General features: G+C 59.8%; 21 protein-coding genes. 9 read left to right on the top strand and 12 right to left on the bottom strand.

Annotation, left to right across the window (positions count from 1 at the left end):
• Positions 1-22 precede the first annotated feature (22 nt).
• Positions 23-1,045, bottom strand: coding sequence for a zinc-dependent alcohol dehydrogenase family protein (locus tag F8N12_RS20055; protein WP_150581933.1), 1,023 nt, complete (start codon positions 1,043-1,045; stop codon positions 23-25).
• 268 nt (positions 1,046-1,313) lie between these two features.
• Between F8N12_RS20055 and F8N12_RS20060 the strand changes: the two genes are divergently transcribed.
• Positions 1,314-2,228, top strand: coding sequence for a LysR family transcriptional regulator (locus tag F8N12_RS20060; protein WP_028624585.1), 915 nt, complete (start codon positions 1,314-1,316; stop codon positions 2,226-2,228).
• 101 nt (positions 2,229-2,329) lie between these two features.
• Here the strand turns inward: F8N12_RS20060 and F8N12_RS20065 are convergent, their stop codons facing one another.
• Both F8N12_RS20065 and F8N12_RS20070 read right to left on the bottom strand, forming a co-directional pair.
• On the bottom strand, positions 2,330-2,740 hold the full coding sequence (locus F8N12_RS20065) for a VOC family protein (protein ID WP_150581934.1): 411 nt from the start codon (positions 2,738-2,740) through the stop codon (positions 2,330-2,332).
• A gap of 80 nt (positions 2,741-2,820) precedes the next feature.
• Positions 2,821-3,561 carry an SDR family NAD(P)-dependent oxidoreductase gene (locus F8N12_RS20070; protein WP_150581935.1) on the bottom strand — a complete coding sequence of 247 codons (741 nt, stop codon included), beginning with the start codon at positions 3,559-3,561 and terminating at the stop codon, positions 2,821-2,823.
• Between the two features lie 153 nt (positions 3,562-3,714).
• Between F8N12_RS20070 and F8N12_RS28320 the strand changes: the two genes are divergently transcribed.
• Positions 3,715-4,374, top strand: a complete 660-nt coding sequence (locus tag F8N12_RS28320; protein WP_150581936.1) for a TetR/AcrR family transcriptional regulator — start codon at positions 3,715-3,717, stop codon at positions 4,372-4,374.
• 108 nt (positions 4,375-4,482) lie between these two features.
• On the opposite strand, the gene F8N12_RS20085 is transcribed toward F8N12_RS28320, so the two are convergent.
• A complete protein-coding gene (locus tag F8N12_RS20085; RefSeq protein ID WP_150581937.1) occupies positions 4,483-5,232 on the bottom strand; it encodes a glucose 1-dehydrogenase in 750 nt (249 codons plus the stop codon).
• A gap of 189 nt (positions 5,233-5,421) precedes the next feature.
• Between F8N12_RS20085 and F8N12_RS20090 the strand changes: the two genes are divergently transcribed.
• Positions 5,422-6,315 carry an AraC family transcriptional regulator gene (locus F8N12_RS20090; protein WP_150581938.1) on the top strand — a complete coding sequence of 298 codons (894 nt, stop codon included), beginning with the start codon at positions 5,422-5,424 and terminating at the stop codon, positions 6,313-6,315.
• Between the two features lie 16 nt (positions 6,316-6,331).
• On the opposite strand, the gene F8N12_RS20095 is transcribed toward F8N12_RS20090, so the two are convergent.
• The 3 genes from F8N12_RS20095 to F8N12_RS20105 are packed head-to-tail and all read right to left on the bottom strand — an operon-like array spanning position 6,332 to position 8,466.
• A complete protein-coding gene (locus F8N12_RS20095; RefSeq protein WP_150581939.1) occupies positions 6,332-7,306 on the bottom strand; it encodes a saccharopine dehydrogenase family protein in 975 nt (324 codons plus the stop codon).
• The gene (locus tag F8N12_RS20100) at positions 7,303-7,704 is read right to left on the bottom strand and encodes a VOC family protein (RefSeq protein WP_150581940.1); all 402 of its coding nucleotides are present in this window, start codon (positions 7,702-7,704) and stop codon (positions 7,303-7,305) included. The genes F8N12_RS20095 and F8N12_RS20100 overlap by 4 nt, the downstream gene beginning before the upstream one ends.
• Before the next feature lie 18 nt (positions 7,705-7,722).
• Entirely contained in the window at positions 7,723-8,466 is a 744-nt protein-coding gene (locus tag F8N12_RS20105; protein ID WP_150581941.1) for an SDR family NAD(P)-dependent oxidoreductase, read from the bottom strand.
• A 138-nt stretch (positions 8,467-8,604) separates the two neighbouring features.
• On the opposite strand from F8N12_RS20105, the gene F8N12_RS20110 reads away from it, so the two are divergent.
• Entirely contained in the window at positions 8,605-9,489 is an 885-nt protein-coding gene (locus F8N12_RS20110; RefSeq protein ID WP_150581942.1) for an AraC family transcriptional regulator, read from the top strand.
• Positions 9,490-9,562: 73 nt separating this feature from the next.
• Here the strand turns inward: F8N12_RS20110 and F8N12_RS20115 are convergent, their stop codons facing one another.
• From F8N12_RS20115 to F8N12_RS20130, 4 genes are all read right to left on the bottom strand, one after another.
• Positions 9,563-11,053 carry an aldehyde dehydrogenase gene (locus F8N12_RS20115; protein WP_150581943.1) on the bottom strand — a complete coding sequence of 497 codons (1,491 nt, stop codon included), beginning with the start codon at positions 11,051-11,053 and terminating at the stop codon, positions 9,563-9,565.
• A gap of 29 nt (positions 11,054-11,082) precedes the next feature.
• On the bottom strand, positions 11,083-12,462 hold the full coding sequence (locus F8N12_RS20120) for an APC family permease (RefSeq protein ID WP_150581944.1): 1,380 nt from the start codon (positions 12,460-12,462) through the stop codon (positions 11,083-11,085).
• Positions 12,463-12,614: 152 nt separating this feature from the next.
• A complete protein-coding gene (locus F8N12_RS20125) occupies positions 12,615-13,997 on the bottom strand; it encodes an aspartate aminotransferase family protein (protein WP_150581945.1) in 1,383 nt (460 codons plus the stop codon).
• A 31-nt stretch (positions 13,998-14,028) separates the two neighbouring features.
• The gene (locus tag F8N12_RS20130) at positions 14,029-14,826 is read right to left on the bottom strand and encodes a response regulator transcription factor (protein ID WP_150581946.1); all 798 of its coding nucleotides are present in this window, start codon (positions 14,824-14,826) and stop codon (positions 14,029-14,031) included.
• A gap of 195 nt (positions 14,827-15,021) precedes the next feature.
• Here F8N12_RS20130 and F8N12_RS20135 point away from each other — a divergent pair, with 195 nt between their 5' ends.
• The 4 genes from F8N12_RS20135 to argE are packed head-to-tail and all read left to right on the top strand — an operon-like array spanning position 15,022 to position 18,617.
• Positions 15,022-16,353, top strand: coding sequence for a flavin-containing monooxygenase (locus tag F8N12_RS20135; protein WP_191623191.1), 1,332 nt, complete (start codon positions 15,022-15,024; stop codon positions 16,351-16,353).
• 23 nt (positions 16,354-16,376) lie between these two features.
• On the top strand, positions 16,377-16,787 hold the full coding sequence (locus F8N12_RS20140; RefSeq protein ID WP_150581948.1) for a RidA family protein: 411 nt from the start codon (positions 16,377-16,379) through the stop codon (positions 16,785-16,787).
• A 10-nt stretch (positions 16,788-16,797) separates the two neighbouring features.
• On the top strand, positions 16,798-17,475 hold the full coding sequence (locus F8N12_RS20145; RefSeq protein ID WP_150581949.1) for a DUF1028 domain-containing protein: 678 nt from the start codon (positions 16,798-16,800) through the stop codon (positions 17,473-17,475).
• The gene (argE, locus tag F8N12_RS20150; protein WP_150581950.1) at positions 17,472-18,617 is read left to right on the top strand and encodes an acetylornithine deacetylase; all 1,146 of its coding nucleotides are present in this window, start codon (positions 17,472-17,474) and stop codon (positions 18,615-18,617) included. Before F8N12_RS20145 ends, argE begins: the two co-directional genes overlap by 4 nt.
• A 160-nt stretch (positions 18,618-18,777) precedes the next feature.
• Here argE and F8N12_RS20155 read toward each other — a convergent pair whose 3' ends face one another.
• A complete protein-coding gene (locus F8N12_RS20155; protein ID WP_150581951.1) occupies positions 18,778-19,689 on the bottom strand; it encodes a LysR family transcriptional regulator in 912 nt (303 codons plus the stop codon).
• 250 nt (positions 19,690-19,939) lie between these two features.
• On the opposite strand from F8N12_RS20155, the gene F8N12_RS20160 reads away from it, so the two are divergent.
• A complete protein-coding gene (locus F8N12_RS20160; protein ID WP_150581952.1) occupies positions 19,940-21,355 on the top strand; it encodes a purine-cytosine permease family protein in 1,416 nt (471 codons plus the stop codon).
• Positions 21,356-21,380: the final 25 nt, after the last annotated feature.

The raw sequence follows: 21,380 nt of genomic DNA on the forward strand, positions 1-21,380 counted from the left end.
GCACGGACTCTTCAGGGCTGTTTTACGCAGGTTCGATCTGCAGTGCGACGCGCTCGCGGCAAGGGCACTCGTCCATATAGCGATGGGCTTCAACGAACTCGGCAAACGGAAAGACCCGGGTTTTCAGCGGCAGCAGCACGCGGTCTGCGGTCAGCTGGTTGATGTCACGCAAGGCGCGTTGCAGGGCCACCTGATCCTGGATGATGCCCAATTCCGGTTTGCCGGTGAAATTGCCAATGCAGTGCACGAAAAACTGAATGTTCTTCTGGAACGCTGCACACGCCGGAAACGGTGTCTGATTACCGCCTTGCAGGCCGTACAGCACCAGACTGCCGCGAGGTGCCAATACATCACCCAGCAGCGACATCTGCGGGCCGCCCAGACCGTCGAACACCACATCAACGCCGCGATTGTCGGTGATCTTGTTGATCCGCAGCAGCAGATCCTCTTCCTCGGTGACGATGACTTTCTCAGCACCCAGCGACAGCAGGTATTCGCGCTCATCGGCGGTCTTGGTGGCAGCAATCACTCGTACGCCCAAGGCTTTGCCCAACTGCACGAACGAGGGTCCCGCGCAATGACTGGCGTCGGTCACCAGAGCGAATTGCCCGGGCTTGACCCGTGCCAGGTCCGCATAACCAAAGTAGGCGATCAACAGCGGCGTGTAATGCACGCTGGCCTGAATCGGGCTGAGCACATCCGGGTAACGGGTCAGCGCGGTGCGCGGCAGCACGATCTGCTCGCCATAGACCGGATAATCATTTGGGCTCTCGGCCGGAAAACTGGCGACCTTGTCACCGACTTCCAGATCATCTACACCCTCGCCCAGCGCCGTGACGACGCCGGCCATTTCATGGCCAAGACCGGCAGGCAATCGAGCATGGGACGACGCCAGGTTCTGACGCCAAAGCGTGTCATACCAGCTGATGCCAATCGCTTCGACGCGCACCTGCACTTCGCCCGGTGCAGGCTGAGCGGCCGCATGCTCTTCGCATTTGAGCACCTCGGCTGGACCAAACTTGTGAAAACGAATCGTGCGTGACATCGCAAACCTCGTCAAAGAAACCTCTAATGCCCTGAACTCTATATGGGCTTTGAACCCAAGACTATCAGCGGCTATTAATAGTCGACATGCCTGTCATTGATTCGCAACATCGGCGGCATCGTCAAATTAGTGCAGGAAACCGGAGCGACCATCGTGGGAAATCTGAATTTACTCGGTGCAGAGTACCAGCCTTTGCCCGTAATATTCATGCCGGCCATTGTTCTCATATGACCGCCCTCGTCAAGCTTTGGCTCTGCCAGGACACCAGATGAATCGTAATGACCTACGTCGTGTCGACCTGAACCTGTTGATCGTATTCGAAACATTGATGCATGAACGCAGTGTGACCCGTGCTGCGGAGAAGCTGTTCCTTGGGCAACCGGCCATCAGCGCGGCGCTTTCACGCCTGCGCGGGCTGTTCGACGATCCGCTGTTTGTGCGCACCGGCCGCAGCATGGAGCCGTCGGCCCGCGCCGTGGAGATTTTCGCCCTGCTCTCGCCCGCCCTGGATTCGATTTCCACGGCCGTCAGCCGCGCTGCCGAGTTCGATCCGGCAACAAGCACCGCAGTGTTTCGCATCGGTTTGTCGGACGACGTCGAGTTCGCCCTGCTGCCGATGCTGCTCAAGCGTCTGCGTGCAGAGTCCCCGGGGATTGTGCTGGTGGTGCGTCGCGCCAATTACATTCTGATGCCCAGTCTGCTGGCCTCGGGTGAAATCTCGATCGGTGTGAGCTATACGCAGGACTTGCCGGCCAATGCCAAGCGCAAGGTGCTGCGACGCAGCCTGCCGAAACTGCTGCGCGCCGATACCGTACCGGGGCCGCTGAGCCTGGACGATTTCTGTGCGCGGCCGCATGCGCTGGTGTCGTTCGCCGGCGACCTGAGCGGCTTTATCGATGAAGAACTGGAAAAGCTGGGACGCAAGAGGCATGTCGTGCTGGCGGTTCCGCAGTTCAACGGCTTGAGTACACTGCTCAGTGGCACTGACATTGTCGCGACCGTGCCCGATTACACGGCCGAAGCGCTGACGGCGGCGGGCGGCGTGCGCGCGGAGGATCCGCCGTTGCCGGTGCAGACTTTCGAATTGCACATGGCCTGGCGCGGGTCGCAGGATAACGATCCGGGGGAGCGCTGGTTGCGTTCGCGGATTCAGATGTTCTTTGGGGATCCTGACAGTCTATAGGCGGCGTCGGGCAGGCCGATAAGATGCGCACTCTGCTCGGGTCCGTGAGCAGAGTGCGCTCCAGGCTGTTCCTCGATTGGAGCGGATATGAACCTGAAGGATCAAGAGGACGTCTGGCAAACGGCTTCCAAATTCACCCCGTCAGGCGCCAGCACATAAGCGGCGTAGTAATCGGCGTGGTAATGCGATCTGATGCCCGGGGCTCCATTGTCTCGTCCGCCGGCAGCGATGCCGGCCGCGTGGAACGCGTCAACCGACTCGCGGCTCGGGGCGATCAGTGCTATGTGCGCCCCGTAGCTGGCGACGGACGCCTCATGCAACCAGAAGAAAGGCTTTCCTCCAGAACCAAACCCCAGGCGCCGAGGCTTCAGCCCTGGAGGATCCGCCTCGATGCTCATCACCAGAGTGATCCCTAGCGGCCTTAGCACCGGTTCGTAGAAGGCTTGGGAGGACAAGATATCCGAGACACCGATGCCTACATGATCGATTGCCGAACCCGTAAAGTCGCTCATTGAGTAACTCCATAATTGTCGATTCATCGGCAGTGAGTGGGGCCTTGTAACGATAGGCGGAAGGATTTCTGCGCCTGCGCCTAGACCTGAGATGCGCCACCGTCTGCGAACAGCTCGGCGCCATTGACGTAGCTTGACGCATCGCTTGCGAGGAACAGCGCGGCCTGGCCGATCTCGTCTGCCTGACCGATCCGACCAAGCGTGCTCTTCTCGCTGAGAACGTCGATGATCTGCTGCGCGTTCTCTCCCAGTACATCGCGCAGAGACTGGGTGTTGACCGGGCCTGGGCTGAGCACGTTGATGCGGACACCAGAGCCCTTGATATCCACAATCCAGCTGCGCACCAGTGCCCTTATCGCTGCCTTGGTAGCGCCGTAGACACCCAGCCCGGGGCCAGGATTGATTGACGCAGTCGAACCAATGATGACGATACTGCTCCCCTTCCCCATTAAAGGCAGAGCACCCTGTACCGTGAAAGTCGTACCCTTGACATTGGTTGTAAACAGCTCGTCGAAGCCTGCGACGGTGATTGCTCCCAACGGTTCGATTGCCCCTGTTCCAGCGTTGGCAATCAGCACATCGATGCGCCCATGGACCGCCTGTATGTGAGCGAATAGCGCGTCCAGGTCGGCGGGCCGCGAAATGTCTGCGCATACGCTGGACGCCTGGACTCCGAGACGGCTTACGGCATCGTCGAGCTGGGCCTGTCGACGTCCGGTTATGATCAACGTGGCACCCTGGCTGGCGAACGCTTCTGCAATCGCGAAGCCAAGGCCCGAAGATCCACCGGTTACCAGAACGACTTTTTTGTTGAACAACATGGGCAATACCTCCAGAGATTTATATAGCGAACACTATATAGATTCAGGTTCGCCCACAAGCTTTTTAGCGACCACTAAATAAAACGCCCGGCGTTGCGATTGATATCCTTTGTAGCGGTCGCTACAGTGCTGTTTCAACTCCGCGAGATCACCATGAACGAAAAAAACCGGCTGCGCCGTCCCGCCTTCGATCGCGAGCAAGGGATAGCCATCGCTCAGGCACTGTTTCATCAGTATGGTTTTGACGCGGTGAGTCTGTCCGATCTGACCAGCGCCATGAACATCAAGCCCCCTAGTTTCTATGCTGCTTACGGCAGCAAGGCGCAACTCTTCGAGCGCGCGATGCATCGTTACGCGTGTGAGAGCGCGCTGCCGCTGGACCGACTTCTGGCGGCGGATCGCCCTCCTGCTCAAGCCCTGACTGCTCTATTGGTAAACGCTGCGACACAATACGGACGAGATAATGCCTTGCGTGGATGTCTGATCACCGAGGGTATGCGAGCGGATGACCCGATTGCTCGAAACATGGCAGAGAAATTGGGTGATGCCGCCATTCAGACGATACGCCGTTACCTTGACCAGGTGTGCCCGCAAGCCGCGCAGACGCTTGCGGACTATGTGCTGGTTACCCTCCGGGGCCTGTCCGCTGCGGCTTGCAGTGGCCTGTCTCGAAAGCGCCTGATGGAAGTGGCGCAAGTGGCCGGCAAAGCAATTTCCCTGGAGTTGGCAGAACACGAGCCACCACAGACGTCAGAGCCACTCAGTACTGCGCATCTCCCAAAAAGCCCCGACTCAGACCCTGCGCCGTCTTGAACGCAACACTATGCTGGCCCGACGGGTTATCCCTTCTCCGTGGAGCCGACAAGATTGCCAACGCCGCGCTGTTGCTCGGGGCGTGCATCTTCGGCTGGTTCAGTGGTGTCAGTAGCCCACACCGCGAACACCACCCGAAGCCCGGATGGATTCGCCTGTCACCCAGTGCGAATCCTGCGATGCCAGAAACACGGCCAATGGGGCGATATCTTCCGGCTCACCGAAACGACCCAGCGGAGTTCCCGCTATGAGCTTTTCACCAAATTCACCGGCAAAATTTCCGTCAGTCGCCGGCGTGTTCGTGTGCCCTGGCAGGATCGAGTTCACCCGGATGCCACGCGCTCCCAGCTCCCTGGCCAGTGCAAAGGTCAAGGTATCGACCGCGCCCTTGGTCGCCGAGTAAACACTCGAAGCCAGGTAAGGATCGGTGCTGAGGATCGAGCTGATATTGATAATGCTGCCAGTCGGCCCCAGCAGTTTGACGGCCTCGCGTACTGCCAGGAGGTAGCCCAATACGTTCAGATTGAACTGCTTGTGGAAAGCGTCTTCGGTCAGGTCATCGATCATCTGGAACACCGCGACGCCGGCATTGTTAACCAGCACGTCCAGGGTACCGTACTCGACCCGGATCGTTTCAAACAGCCGCACTACATCTGCAGCCAGGCTCATGTCTGCCTGGACAGCAAAGGCGCAACCGCCGTGCTCTGCGATCTGCGCAACGACCGCATCCGCGTCCGACTTGCTGGAGGCGTAGTTGACGATGACTGTCGCGCCCTCTGCGGCCAGAGCCTTGGCAATTCCAGCGCCTATGCCCTTGGACGCGCCTGTGACAACCGCTATTTTTCCTTCGAGTTTCATGAGATCACCTTTGAAATGACGTGATAAGAGGCTTGCTTGCAGGGGGCCTGTAGGGCCGCTCGTGCAATGAGCCGCGTGCCATCCATCTTCAGCGATCGCCTGATCAAACGTTTGCCGGTTCTTCGCGGATCCTTGCCTATTCTTCTCAGCTGCCTTGCGATGCACGCGGATTTAGCTCACGGTGCAGGTATGGAAAAATCACTGGCAGAATTGCGCAGCATCGTAATGCGCGCGCAGGACAAGTGGACCGAAACCGGACTGCCTCGTGTGGCCATGGTCCGGGCAGAGGTCTGTGCGGATCAGGTCTATCAGCCGATGTTGCATCTGGTGCTTCAAGGCACCAAGACCCTGTCGATCGGCGCGGATGTTTCCAGGTACACCGAGGGCACCTATTTTCTGGTGCCCGTCGATGTGCCCGCGACCGGCCAGGTACACGCCGATTCCCTGGATAAGCCTTATCTTGCCGTCAGCCTGACCCTGGATCCTGCGGTAATCGCTATGTTGCTGATGGACGAGGGCGCGGCGCCGGGAGCGTGGCAAAACGCGTGTTTTGAGGGCGTGCAGGCGCCGGCCGAAATGATGGATGCATGGTTACGCATGATGCGGCTCATGGATCGCCCGCATGAGGTAGCGATACTGGCACCTATGATCGAGCGTGAAATTTTGTTGCGCGCGCTACAAGGCCCGCTGGGCGGTATTCTCCGTGACGTTGCACGACCCGATGGCCGAATGACGCAGATTCGCCGGGTGACCCAGTGGATCCGTGAGCATTACGCCGAGCCTTTTCGCGTCGAACCACTGGCGCACATGGCAGGCATGAGCGTCGCCGCCTTCTATCGGCACTTCAAATCCGTAACCGCCATGACACCGATTCAGTACCAGAAGCGCCTGCGCCTGCTGAGGGCGCGCTGGCTGTTGCTGTTCGATACGCTGGACGCGACGTCCATCGCTTACACCGTAGGCTACGAAAGCGCCTCGCAATTCAACCGGGAGTACGCACGGCTGTTCGGTCTGCCTCCGGCACGGGACGCGGCCAGATTCAGGACGCCGCCCCCAGCCGAAAGATTTATTACAGCCTGTTGAACGACCAGCACCCATGTCAGAAGTCGGTGATCACCGTCCCGGCAATACTCTCGGCAAACCCGTCACCAAACACCTTGGTCGGCGTTGCAAAACCCGGCTGCCGTTCTCCATTGAGTACCCGTCGCGCAGCTTCTACTGCCGCCAGCGGCGTGAAGGAATAGCCGTTCACGGTTTCAATCATCGAACATACGATTGTGCCCTCTGTCCCGGTGACCTCAACCACTGCGCGCGCTCGATGTGCGGCCCTTTGCTCTGGAGTGGGACCCTCAGGCAATTGCGCCAGATCTCCTTCGGGAAACGCATCACCGGTGATATGCACGAACATCGCAATGTTGGGGATGCCGGTCGAATGCCAGCCCGTTACGAGGTCGCCGAAAGACAACGGTGCACAGAGGACCGGCCCTTGGCCGAAATCAAAGTGGCGTGGTGCTGCATCCGGCGTCGCAACAAGTTCGCCATCGACTCTGGCGAGCACGCCCGCACCGATGATTTCGCTGACGCTCATCGCAGACCCGCGAGACATCGACCCCGGGACCTGCAGCGCGATGCCCAGCGCAACCGGTGTTACTGCACGCTTGGCGACATGCACCGCCAGCGAATCGGTGGGAACGACATCCCAGCCCACCCCCGGCAACAGCATGACGTGGTTCACAGCCGCTTCAGCGCCCAGACGCTCGGCCATGCGGTAAGTATTGATCTCGGCAGTGATGTCCAGATAGTGCACGCCGGCCTTGATACAGGCGTGCATCAACGGCTCGGCTGTGTGTGCGAAGGGCCCGGCGACGTTCAGCAAGACTGAGATGCCTGACAAGGAGCCTTCGGCATCGTCGGTATCAAACACCCGATAAGGTACGTCCAGTTTCGCTGCGAGCGATTCGATTCGCTGGCTGTTACGCCCGGCAATTTCGAAATCCAGACCAAGCTCTTTTGCCCGCTCGGCAGCCAGCCGCCCGGTATAGCCCGCAGCACCATATATCAGAAGCATACTCATGGGATGTGCTGCCATTTCTTATAAACGAATTCGAGGCTGTACCCATCCGGGTCGAGCACATTGCCGGCGTAGTAATCCGGGTCGTAATGCAAGCGTGCCCCAGGCGGGCCGTTGCCGACCGCACCCTGATGCAGGGCAGCGGCATAAGCGGCATCAACCTCAGCCTTGCTGCCTGCGACAAAACCAACATGTACCGCGCGGGCCTCCACTGTGCCCGCACGCAACCAGAAAAACATCCGGCCGTCGGCACCGAAGCCTTTCAGGTCCGGATGACCCTGTGGGCCGTTTTTGCCGTCGTAGTCCAGGCGCGCGCAGATACCCAGCGGGGTCAAGGCAGCTTCGTAGAAACGGATAGACCGTGCGATATCGCTCACGGACAAAAAAACGTGATCCAGCATGGCAAAGTCCTCATGCGTTCAGATGTTGTAGCCGCCGGAGACTTCGAGGGTCTGGGCATTGATCCAGCCGCCCTCCTCGGACAGCAACATGGCGATAACGCGCGCGACGTCTTCCGGTTCGCCGACCCGGCCGAGTGCCGTTTGCGCCGCCAGCTTCGCCTCGAACTCGGCGTTCAGCCCGCCGCCCAATTCGGTACGAATGGCGCCGGGTGATACAGCATTGGCGCGTATTCGCCGCTCGCCGAACTCTTTGGCCATGTAACGGGTGAGCACCTCGAGCCCGCCCTTGAAGGCAGCATAGGGCGCCACGCCCGCGGTGGCGACGCGGGTGGTGGCACTGGTCAGATTGACGATACTGGCGTTGTCCGAAAACAGTGGAAGTAGGGTTTGGGTGAGGAAAAAAGGCCCTTTGAGGTGCACATTGAACAGGCCATCGAACTGCGCCTGGGTAACCGTTGCCAAGGGATTGAATAGACCGTAGCCGGCATTGTTGACCAGGCCACTCAGCGTGGTGGCATTCCAGGTGTCCCGTAAGGTCAGTACCACTGACTGCCGAAACGCCTCGAAGCTACCCACATCAGATACGTCGAGCTTGAGAGCGACAGCCTTGCCACCGCCTCGCTCGATGCGCTCCACGACTGTGGCGGCGGCCTGGGGATCAGTGTTGTAGGTCAGGATGACCCCCAGACCGCGCCGAGCAATGTGCTCGGCGGTACTGGCACCGATTCCACGGCTGCCACCGGTAATGACGATGACGCTCATTTGATGTTCCTCTGCGGTTTGTGTGTGGCTCCACAGTACCCATCACGATCGCCAGGGTCGTACCCGTTCCTACTCGAAACCTGCCTGTTTCTGCTTTTCACTTGCAGGATGCCCAGTCGTGCCTTCAGCATGTGCGGCATGGACAACAAACTGAAAGAACTCAGATCGCTCGCGGCGAAGGCTGAAAATCGCCGTACCGAAACGGGCATCCCGCGCGTAGCCATGGTTCAGGGAAAAATACCCGAACACATGCTGGCGGCGGTCTATGACCCGATGATCAATGTGATCCTGCAAGGCAGTAAAAGCATGAGCGTGGGGGACCGGACGCTTCGGTATGACCCGGCGACCTATTTCGTCATGTCCATTGATTTACCCGCGGTGGGGGCTGTGCATCCAGGCCTATCGGGAGAGCCTTACCTGGCAGTCAGTCTGACGCTTGACCCGACAGTGCTGGCGACGCTGTTTGCAGACCTGCCCAAACCTGCCAGCCGCGTCGAAGACAGTCTTGGGTTCTCCGTAGCGCCGGTCACAACGGATCTGATGGATGCCTGGGTGCGAATGTTGCGATTAATGGGCGATCCGGACGCCATTGCAGCCCTGGCCCCGGTTTATGAACGGGAAATCATCTTCCGTGTGCTCCAGGGCCCCCATGGCTGGATGCTGCGGGAGATCGCGGCACCGGATACGGCCATGGCCCGAGTCAACATGGCGATTCAGTGGATCCGCCGTGACTTCGCGCAGCCACTCGGGGTGGAACGCCTGGCCGAACGAGCATCAATGAGCGTCTCGGCATTTCACCGCCACTTCAAGGCGGTCACCAGCCTGAGCCCTTTGCAGTATCAAAAGCGCATTCGCCTGCTCCAGGCCAGGACACTGATGGTTGCCCATGCCAGGAGCGTCATGGCTGCGGCCTTCGAGGTCGGTTATGAAAGCGCGACGCAATTCAGCAGGGATTATTCACGGGTGTTTGGACTTCCTCCAGGACAAGATGCCGGGCGGATCCTCAGTAACACGAGCGCCTGAGACGCTAATCGGCAGGAGGCTTGCCTGACGGGCTGACAGTTACGCCCGGATGTCCCGGGCGTGGCACGCAATTTCAGCGCAGTTGAAACCAGGTGGTTTTCAGTTGCGTGTACTTGTCAAAAGAATGCAGCGACAGATCGCGACCAAATCCCGACTGCTTGCCACCACCAAATGGCACGGTGACGTCCAGGGCGTCGATGGTGTTGACCGAGACTGTACCGGCATTCAAGGCCTGCGCTACCCGATGGGCACGGTTGAGGTCATCGCTCCATACCGACGCCGCAAGACCGTAAATGCTGGCGTTGGCTTGCTGCACGGCCTCCTCTTCAGAGTCAAAGGCGCTCACCGCCAGGACCGGACCAAACACTTCATCCCGCGAAATACTCATGTGGCTTTTCACGCTGCCGAAAATGGTTGGCTGAATGAAGTTCGAGGAACCATTGATGCTCAACTGCTCACCACCGCACACCAGCGTGGCGCCGTCAGCACGCGCCTGACTGATTGCTTTCATGATGCGGGTGGTTTGCTCACGATCGACGATCGCGCCTGCAGCGCTCCCAGGGTTGAGAGGATCCCCGGGCATCCATGCGCGCGACTTGCTGATCAGGCGCTCCATGAATTCGTCGTGGATGGTGCGTTGCACGTACAGGCGGGAGTTGGCCGAGCACACTTCACCCTGATTGAAGAAGATGCCGAAGGCAGCCTTTTCCGCTGCCAGGTCCAGGTCCTGGCAGTCATCAAAGACCAGGTTCGGGCTCTTGCCGCCGCACTCCAGCCAGACCTGCTTGAGGTTGGACTGAGCGGAATACTGCATGAAATACTTACCGACCTGAGTGGAGCCGGTGAACACCAGACAATCGACGTCCGGATGCAGCCCCAAGGCCTTGCCGGCGTTCTCGCCAAGGCCCGGAACCACGTTCAGCACGCCTTCCGGCATGCCTGCCTGCAGGGCAAGTTGGGCCAGGCGCAGGGCGGAAAACGGTGACTGCTCGGCAGGTTTGAGCACCACACTGTTGCCCGCGGCCAAAGCAGGCGCCAGTTTCCACGCGGCCATGTCCAGCGGGAAATTCCACGGCACCACGGCAGCAATAACCCCCAATGCTTCGCGGGTGATGGTGGCCAGCGCATTGCGGGCAGTGGGTGCAACCTGATCGTAGACCTTGTCGAGCGCCTCGCCGTACCAGGCGAAGACATGTGCGGCGCCGGGCACATCGACGTTGTAGGCGTCCATCACCGGCTTGCCCATGTTCAGCGAATCGAGCAGCGCCAGTTCTTCGCGGTGGGCCATAAGCAGTTCGGACAGCCTGATCAGGATTTTCTTGCGCTCCCCTGGGGACATCCGCCGCCAAGGGCCCGTCTCAAAGGCACGCCGGGCAGAACGCACGGCCAGGTCGACCTCCTCGGGACCACAAGCCGCCACACGCGCCAGCAGCTGATTGGTCGCTGGGTTGATGGCGTCGAAGGTCGCCCCGGATAACGCGCCCACTTGCTGGCCGTCAATCAGCGCGCTGTCGATGAAAGTTTGGCGGGCAACTCGCTGCTGCCAGTAGTCAAGATCGAACATGGTGTACTTCCCGAGTGATGACAATTTTGTTATTCCGCCATTTGCAGTTCAGGCATCTTCACCCGGAACCCGCGCGTGATACCCAGCAAGCAAATGAGCCCCAGGCCCATCCAGCACAGACCAATGGTGAAAGACATGCTGGACAGGCTCGTCCATAGCCAGAGGGTGCTGAGAAAGCCGAGTCCCGGCAGCGCCCAATACAGAAAACAGTTTCGGGTACCGCGCAACTGCTGGTCGATCAGGTAGTGCTTGATCACCGCCAGGTTCACCGCTGAAAACGCGAAGAGCGCACCGAAGCTGATCATGTTGGCCACGGTGTCCAGAGTGATGAACAGCGCAATCAGCGAGAACAGGCTGACCAGCATGATCGCGGTGGCCGGCACGCGTTTTTTCGAGACCAGCTTGCCGAACACTCGCGGCAGTGCGCCGTCTCGACCCATGGCAAACAGCACGCGCGACACACTGGCCTGGGAAACCATTGCCGAGGCGAAACAGCCGGCCACATAGGTCGCGGTGAACGCAGTCACCAGCAGTTCGCCGCCGACGCGACGCATCACGTCCACCGACGCGGAATCCGGGTCGGCAAAGCTGTTCCATTCGGGGAAAACCATTTGCGCGAAGTAAGAAACGACGAGAAACAGCAGCCCCCCGAACAACGACACCACCATGATCGCCAGCGGAATTGTCTGTCGTGGGTTGGGCGTCTCTTCGGCCATGGTCGACACGGCATCGAAGCCGAGAAAAGACAGGCAGAGCACTGCTGCGCCGGTCATGATCAAGGGCACGCTGAAGCCTTCGTGGTGGAAGGGTGCTAGCAGCGAAACCGGTTCGGATTGCTCACTCAGGTTGTGCACCGACAAGGCGACGAACACCACGATGAAGACCAGCTGGGCCACCACCAGTATCCAGTTGACCCGGGTAATCGACTCGATCCCGACGAGGTTAAGCATTGTCACGAGGGCTATCGAGCCCAGCACCCACACGGCAACAGGAACGCCAGGGAAGTATTCGGACATGTAGATTCCGATGAGCAGGTAGCTGAGCAGCGGCAGGAAAATGTAGTCGAGCAGCAAGGTCCACCCGGCGATGAAGCCAAAACAGGCACCAAACGCCTTGCGCGTGTAGGTGTAGACCGATCCTGAGTAGGGATGCGCCTGAACCATGCGCCCGTAGCTGTAAGCGGTCAGGAGCATGGCGGCGAGGGTCAACAGGTAGGCGGTGGGCAAGTGGCCCCTGGTCATCTGGGTGACCAGGCCATAGGTGGTAAATACGGCCAGCGGCACCATGTAAGCCAGGCCGAAGAGCACCAGGCCGACAAGCCCCAAAGGTTGTCGAAAGCGGCGAGATGACGTCACTTTGGATGCCGCATGATGGGAGGGAGTGTCGGCCACGTTTGTTATTGTATTCATTGCTGACTCCTGGAAATTTGAATGCAGGTCGCCGCGGCATCCGATGAAATCGATACCGTTTGTGATTCATTTACTTAAAGTTGTCTGGCGCGTTGCCCGCGGGGCGAACGATGTCGCTCGCCATCCCATGCAGGGGTGGCGAGCCAGTCAGCTCACAGCTTGCCCGCGATTCGTGCGGTGCGGTCTACCGCGATAAGGGTTTTTTCGACCAGCTCATCCAGTTCCGCGCGCGTGGCCACCAGTGCCGGCGCCATGATCATGCGGCCCAATGTCGAACGGATGATCACGCCCTCTTCAAAGCCAAAGGTGCGGCATTGCCAGGCCAGGTCGTTTTCATTGTCGAAGCGTTTGCGCGTACGCTTGTCCTCGGCGAACTGCAAGGCTGCAAGCAGACCCGCACCCTGGATCTCGCCGATCATCGGGTGGTTGCCGAATACATCCCGCAGGATCTGTTGCAAGTACGGCCCCGTGTCCTCCTTCACGGTGCGCACGATGCCTTCATCACGTAGCGCCTTGAGGTTCGCCAGTGCCACTGCCGCCGCGACCGGGTGCCCGGAATAGGTCAAGCCGTGGGCAAACACGCCGCCCCGCTCCACCAACGCATCCGCTATGCGCTTGCCCAGTACCAGGCCGCCCATGGGTACATAGCCGGAGGTCAGCCCCTTGGCAATCGAAAGGGTGTCCGGCTCGAAACCAAAGTACTCGTGGGCAAACCATTCGCCTGTGCGACCGAAGCCACCGATCACCTCGTCCGCGCACAACAGCACATCGTACTGGCGGCAGATCCGCTGGATTTCCGGCCAGTAGCTTTCCGGTGGGAAGATCATGCCGCCGGCGCCCTGGAAAGGCTCGGCGATAAAGCCCGCGACATTTTCAGCGCCCAGCTCCAGAATTTTTTCTTCCAGCTGCAGGGCACAGCGCCGACCGAATTCAGCCGGGGTCAGCTCGCCACCCTGGGCGTACCAGTAAGGCTCATCAATGTGCGCGACATCCGGAATCAAGCCACCCATCTCGTGCATGAATTTCATGCCGCCCAGCGCCGAAGCCGCCAGCGTGGAGCCGTGATAGCCGTTCCAGCGCCCGATCATGATCTTTTTCTGCGGCTGGCCGACCACTTGCCAGTAACGGCGCACGGTGCGGATCAACACCTCGTTGGCTTCGGAGCCGGAGTTGGTGTAAATCACGTGGCTATAGTGGCCTGGCAACAGGCTGAAGAGCAGCTCGGACAGCTCGATCACCGCCGGATGGGTGGTGTGAAAAAACATGTTGTAGTAGGCCAGCTGGTCCATCTGCGCGGCAGCCGCAGCGGTCAAATCCTTGCGGCCATACCCTAGCTGGGTGCACCACAGGCCGGACATACCGTCCAGGTAGCGCTTGCCTTCGCTGTCCCACAGATAGAGGCCTTCACCGCGGACAATGACCCGGGGACCTTCGGCATTCAGCGCCTTCTGATCGAGAAACGCATGAATATGGTGGGCGGCGTCGGACTTCTGATAATCCTGGGTCTGGCGTTTCGGTTCGAATGGCAGGTTCATTTTTTTCTCTCTCTTGTCATGAGTGTTCCGCTCAGCGGATCTTGTTCATGTAGCTTTCAAGCGGATCTTTACTCAGCACGCCCTGGGCTTCGGCCAACGAGTCGATGAACAGGGAAAACAGTTCCGATTGCGCGCCTATATCGAGCTTGCTGTAGATGTGTTTGCGATGAGACTTGATGGTGTCTTCCGAGAGGCCAAGGCGCTCGGCCAGCGAGCGAGTGGAGTGGCCGCGCAGGATCAACTGAGCGATCCGGCATTCGCGCTCAGTGAGAATCGACGAACCAAAATTATTGAGCGCCGCGTGGATGCGCTGCTCCAGCTGGCTTTCGAAGCGCGAACCCTGCGCATCCAGGCCGACAAAATGTTTGCCCAGCACGGCCAGCACCCATGGCGCTATACGCTTGAATTGTTGTGTCGTGGCTTTGTCCAGCTTCTGCGTAAAAGCCAGTGACACCGCCAGGCTCGAGCCGTTGCTCAACTGCAGGATGTAGTTGAGTTCATCCTCCAGGTGCGAATGCCGGTAAAAAGACTGGAAATACTCGCTGAGTTCGAAATGGTCGGGGGCGACTTCAGCCAGTTCATAACACCCGGAGCTGACCCGCTCCACACACGCCCCGTAAAACGGATCCAGCAAGTAAAAACCGGACAGGTACTGGCGCACGTTGCCTTGTGGCAACCACGGTCCTTCCAGCTCGAACAACGCGCTGGGCATGCCGCCGTGCGGATACAAATACAGCGTCGTGGCCTGAATCGGCCAGATACAGCCAAGGGCTTCGAACAAAGCAGCCGGGAAGCCCGCCTGCCCGATGCTCTCGGTGACATGAGCCATGTGCTCGAACCATTGCGCAGAACAAAGCCGGTCGTTTTCCACTTCAAACACTCACTGAATGAATGGAAAGGATGGTCCCACACCCGACAATTCATCGAAATCACCCGATAGGGTGAGCTTGCATCCGATATTTATGCTCACTTGCCAGCTTAATAATATTTTATTAATGCCCCCCTCCCCCCTAGCCTTGAAGTCATGCAAGACCTGAATCCAACTGCATTACGCAAGGACAGAGACATGACTGAAGCGATAACAAAAACAGACACCCTGGTGGTGGGAGCCGGTCAGGCTGGCGTGGCCATGAGTGAGCACTTGAGCAAGCAAGGCGTGCCGCATCTGGTGCTGGAGCGCAGCCGCATCGCCGAGCGCTGGCGCACCGGTCGCTGGGATTCGCTGGTTGCCAACGGCCCGGCCTGGCACGACCGTTTTCCTGGCCTGGAATTCGATGACGTCGCTGCCGATGGCTTTGCCCCAAAAGAGCGGGTTGCGGATTACTTTGAAGCGTACGCCCGTAAATTCAACGCGCCGATTCGTACTGGCGTGGACGTGATCTCGGTGGTACGCAATGAAGGCCGCCCTGGTTTCACCGTGCAGACCAGCGAAGGCGTGATCGAAGCCAACCGCGTGGTGGCCGCGACCGGGCCGTTCCAGAAACCGGTGATTCCGGCGATTGCACCAAAGGACACACCTTTGCACCAGATTCACTCGGCCGACTACCGCAACCCCGCACAACTGCCTGCCGGGGCCGTGCTGGTGGTGGGGGCAGGCTCCTCCGGGGTGCAGATCGCGGATGAATTGCAGCGCTCCGGTCGCCAGGTGTACCTGTCCGTTGGCGCCCACGACCGCCCGCCTCGCGCCTATCGCAACCGCGATTTCTGCTGGTGGCTGGGCGTGCTGGGCGAATGGGACCAGGCGGCGATGAAACCTGGCCGCGAGCACGTGACCATCGCCGTCAGTGGCGCTCAGGGCGGCAAGACCATCGACTTCCGTGAACTGGCCCAGCAAGGCATGACCCTGGTCGGCTTGACGCAAGCCTTTAATGGCAACGTCGCGACGTTCCAGGCCAACCTCGTGGAGAACCTCGCGCGTGGCGATGAGAACTACCTGGCCCTGCTGGATGCAGCGGACGCCTATGTCGAACGCAATGGCCTCAACCTGCCGCTGGAACCCGAAGCCCGTCAGGTGTTCCCCGATGCGGATTGCATCAAGCAGCAGATCCTGCAGCTGGACCTGGCCGAGGCCGGCATCACTTCGATCATATGGGCCACCGGTTTTGCCGTGGATTACAGCTGGTTGAAAGTCGATGCGTTTGACGCCGCCGGCAAGCCGCAGCACCAGCGCGGTGTATCCAGCGAATCCGGGATTTATTTTCTCGGGTTGCCGTGGCAGTCGCGGCGTGGCTCGTCGTTCATCTGGGGCGTTTGGCACGATGCCAAATACGTCGCCGACCATATCGCCATCCAGCGTCAATACCTTGAATACCGCGAAGCGGCGCCCGCCGCTCGCCATTCCCCTGTCAACGCCTGACTATCTTCTGCCGGAGTTTTTAGATGCCTACTCACACTCGCATCCGCATGTTCAACACCAAGGAAACCTACCCGAACCAAAGCCTGGACAACGATCTGTGCCAGGCCGTACGCGCCGGCAACACCGTGTACGTGCGCGGCCAGGTCGGCACCGATTTCGAGGGCAATCTCGTCGGCCTGGGTGACCCGCGTGCGCAGACAGAGCAAGCCATGCGCAACGTCAAGCAATTGCTGGAAGAAGCCGGCAGCGACCTGAGCCATATCGTCAAGACCACGACCTACCTGATCGATCCCCGCTACCGCGAGCCGGTGTATCAGGAAGTCGGCAAGTGGCTCAAGGGGGTCTTCCCGATCTCCACCGGGCTGGTGGTGACCGCCCTGGGTCAGCCGCAATGGTTGATGGAAATCGATGTGATCGCGGTGATCCCGGAATAAGGAGTTACCCATGACCTTTTCAATTGTCGCCCGTTGCGCGGACACCGGCCAGATGGGCATCGCCATCAGCTCATCGAGCATCGCTGTGGGTGCTCGCTGCCCCTGGCTGCGTCCAGGTGTCGGCGCGGTGTCGACCCAGAACATCACGCTGCCAGCCTTGGGGCCGGACGTGCTCGACCTGCTGGAACAAGGCCTGGCCCCTGCCGACGCCCTCGATAAAGCACTGACGAGTAACGGCTACAGCCAGTACCGGCAAATCACGGCCATTGATCACCTGGGCCGCACCGTGCATTTCAGCGGCAGCGAAACCCTGGGTACCCACCATGCGGTGTCGGGTGAACAGTGTGTGGCAGCAGGCAATATGCTTGCTGACCGCGCGGTGATCGAGGCAATGGTCGAAGCGTTCGAGTCAGGCGAAGGCCAACTGGCCGATAGACTCCTGGCCGCCATGCACGCCGCCATCGCCGCCGGTGGTGAGGCCGGGCCGGTGCACTCCGCTGCGCTGGTGGTAGTGGGCGAGCTGACCTGGCCGATCATCAACTTGCGGGTGGACTGGGCCGATACCCACCCCATCAGCCAACTGCAAACCCTGTGGGACGCCTATCGTCCGCAAGTGCAGGACTACATCGACCGCGCCCTCGCCCCCGATCGCTCCCCAGGCTACGGCGTGGCCGGAGACGATCGATGAGCACCAGTCGCGAGTTGCTGCAGACGCTGGTGGGGTTCGATACCACCAGCCGCGAATCCAACCTGCAGTTGATCGGGTTTGTGCGCGATTACCTGGCCGGTTGTGGTGTGGTCAGCGAGCTGGTCTACAACGAGGAGCGCAGCAAGGCCAATCTGTTTGCCAGCATCGGCCCGGTGGAGTTGCCGGGCATTGTCTTGTCGGGGCATACCGACGTGGTGCCGGTGGATGGACAGCCCTGGACGCTGCCGCCGTTCGAGCTGACCGAGCGTGACGGCAAGTTGTTCGGCCGTGGCACGGCGGATATGAAGGGTTATATCGCTTGCGTGCTCGCGCTCGTGCCGGCGTTGCTCAAGGCACCCTTGCGCCTGCCGGTGCACATCGCCCTGTCTTACGACGAGGAAGTCGGTTGTCTGGGCGTCCGTTCGCTGCTCGCCGTACTGCAGGAACGCCCGGTGAAACCCATGCTGTGCATCATCGGCGAACCCACCGAACTCAAGCCGGTGTTGGGCCACAAGGGCAAGCTGGCGATGCGCTGCGACGTACATGGCCAGGCGTGCCATTCAGCCTATGCGCCTTACGGCGTGAACGCCATCGAGCATGCCGCCGAGCTGATTGGCGAGCTCGGGCGTATCGGGCAACGGCTGCGGGATACGCAGGACGCGCGGTTTGATCCGCCGTTCAGCACAGTGCAGACGGGCGTGATCAACGGCGGCAAGGTGCTGAATATCGTGCCGGCTGATTGCCGGTTTGATTTTGAAGTCCGCGCCCTGCCGTCAATGGACCCGGCTGAAGTGGCTGCGCAGCTGCAGGCATACGCAATGCAACAGGTCTTGCCGCGTATGCAGGCAGTCAGCGAGCACAGTGCAATACGGTTCACGAAGCTGTCGGCTTATCCCGGACTGGTCACCGATGAGCGCAGCCAGGCGGCAGAGTTGATCGCGGCGTTTTCCGGTTCCCGGGAGTTCGGGACGGTGGCGTTTGGCACCGAAGGTGGATTGTTCGATGCGGCCGGCATTCCCACGGTCGTGTGCGGGCCGGGAAGCATGGACCAGGGGCATAAGCCAGATGAGTTTGTCAGTGTGGCGCAGCTGGCCGGGTGTGACGCGATGCTGTTGCGGATGCTGGAGTCGATACGCGGCTGAGCCATACGCCAAGTTATCTGATTACACAAATCCACTGTGGGAGCGGGCTTGCCCGCGAACGCGGTGTGTCAGTCACCGCTGGCTGACTGGCCCGCCGCATTCGCGAGCAAGCCCGGCTCCTACAGGTGATCTCTGGTGTCTGTCAGATTGCAATCCAGGTTCAGCCGAGGATTCGCGCCAGTTCTTCGCGGCAATAGTCGACAAACAACTGCACCGGTTTGGTCAACGGCGCACGCCGCAGCCACACGGCAGACAGGCCGGAGCCGGTAACCGTTTCGGCCAAAGGTACGCAAACGAGTTTTTGCCCATCGTAGGAGTACTCCGTGAACGGTTTGGTCACCAGAATCGAGAAACCAAACCCGCGCCCGACCATCCCCCGCACCATTTCGATCGAAGGCGAGCTGAACACTATGTTCGGCGTCAAACCTCGCTCCTCAAAGATGCTCACGAAGTACGTTCGACTGGGCAGCACGTCGAGCAAAATCATCGGTTCCAGCACCAGGTCCGCCAGGGACACCCTGGCCTGTTGCGCGAAACGGTGATCGGCCGGCAACAATGCGTACGGTTGCTGCGGCGGCATCAACGGCGTGGTCTCGATGGTGCCGCCCAGGTCATGTTCGAACAGCATCGCGACATCGATACTGCCAGCCGTCAGCGCCTGCACCAGCTCCTGCTGCTCACCGTCGCGCAGGCGAATTTCCACTCCCGGCCAACGCGCCTTGAAGCCTGCAATCAAACGCGGCAAGTACAGCGGCGCAACCGTTTCGAAGCAACCAATATCGATCTGCCCAGCCACTACATCATTGTCCGCCAGGGCGTTTTGCTCGAACTCATGGGCTACTCGCAACAACTCCAGCGCTTTGCGGTAGAACCGTGCGCCACTGGGTGTCAGCGACACACCCTGGGCGTGATGGCGGATAAACAGCTGCACGCCAAAGCTGTCCTCCAGCTGCTTGATCGCGGTAGAAACCGACGGCTGGGCGATATACAGCTTGCGCGACGCTTCCGCGACGCTGCCGCACTCGGCTGTGGTAACAAAATATCTGAGTTGGCGCAGGTTGTAGGCAGCCATCGGGACCTCGGTAAACGTGGGTTTTCGCCCCAAACAAGTGCAAGAAAAGCCTGTTTTCTTCAGCACTCACAGCGGTTGCAACATACCGGAGCGAAGAAGCTGGCGAGATACTTTTTTTAAGGTCTATAGCAACAAACTTACTAATTTACCTCCCTGCCGTCATTGCAGATGATCGTTCCAACAACAAAGCGTCGCACAGGCGACGCCCTGCGAAGTACGTCCACGTACTCACCTTGCCTTGGAGCTCGTCATGGTTACCACTGCAACATCCTCCGCCCCGCTTATCGAAAAACACACGATTGGATACGTGCCCCCGGAAGATCGCCATGGAAAGGTCAGAGATCTGTTCACCCTGTGGTTCGGTGGCAACATCGCCCCGCTGCCGATCGTGACCGGCGCACTGGGTGTGCAACTGTTCCATCTGAACCTGCTCTGGGGCATTGTTGCCATCCTCGTCGGTCACCTGATCGGCGGCGTGGTGATGGCGCTGCACTCGGCCCAGGGCCCGCAAATGGGCATCCCGCAGATGATTCAGAGTCGCGCTCAGTTCGGTTCCCTCGGCGCCTTGCTCGTGGTAGTGATCGCCGGCGTCATGTACATCGGCTTCTTTGCCTCCAACATCGTGCTGGCGGGCAAATCCCTGCATGGCGTGGTCGACAGCGTGCCCGTGCCCGTCGGCATCGTCATCGGCGCCATCGGTTCCGGGATCATCGGCATCATCGGCTACCGTTTTATCCACGTTCTCAACCGCATAGGCACCTGGGTGCTGGGCGCCGGCATCGTGCTCGGTTTCGGCTATATCTTGACCCACGTACAGACCACGGACTTCCTGACGCGCGGGGATTTCAACATTTCCGGCTGGCTCGCCACTGTTTCCCTGGCAGCCCTGTGGCAGATCGCTTTTGCCCCTTACGTTTCAGACTACTCCCGTTATCTTCCGGCTGACGTACCCGTGGCCTCCACCTTCTGGACCACCTACCTGGGCTCGGCGCTGGGCTCCAGCCTGTCCTTCATTTTCGGTGCCGTCGCTGTCCTCGCCACCCCGACGGGCATGGACACCATGGAAGCCGTCAAACTCGCCACCGGCTCCATTGGACCGTTGATGCTGGTGCTGTTCCTGCTCAGCGTGATCAGCCACAACGCGCTCAATCTGTACGGCGCGGTGCTGTCGATCATCACGCTCGTGCAGACCTTTGCCTACCGCTGGATTCCAACGGCCAAAAGCCGAGCGGTGATCTCCCTCATCGTGTTGGCAGCCTGTGCGATTGCAGCCGTATTTGCTTCGAAAGATTTTATCGGCCACTTCGTCGACATGGTGTTGGTGTTGTTGGTGGTACTGGTGCCGTGGACGGCCATCAACCTGATCGACTTCTACGCGATCCACAAGGGCAAGTACGATATTGCCTCGATCTTCCGCGTGGATGGCGGGATTTACGGTCGCTACAATCCGCACGCTCTGCTGGCGTACGCGGTAGGTATCGCGGTGCAGATTCCCTTCATGAACACACCGCTGTATGTAGGCCCGATTTCGCAACACATCAACGGTGCCGATTTGTCCTGGGTGGTGGGGCTGTTGGTGACTTCGCCGCTGTACTTCTGGTTGGCGAGTCGGGACAGTGCGTACAAGCGCCGACTGAATGAGGAGAAATGGGTTGCAAATGTCTGAAGGTCTATCGATAAGCGTCCACCTG

Source organism: Pseudomonas fluorescens (assembly GCF_902497625.1).
GTDB lineage: Bacteria > Pseudomonadota > Gammaproteobacteria > Pseudomonadales > Pseudomonadaceae > Aquipseudomonas > Aquipseudomonas fluorescens_BQ.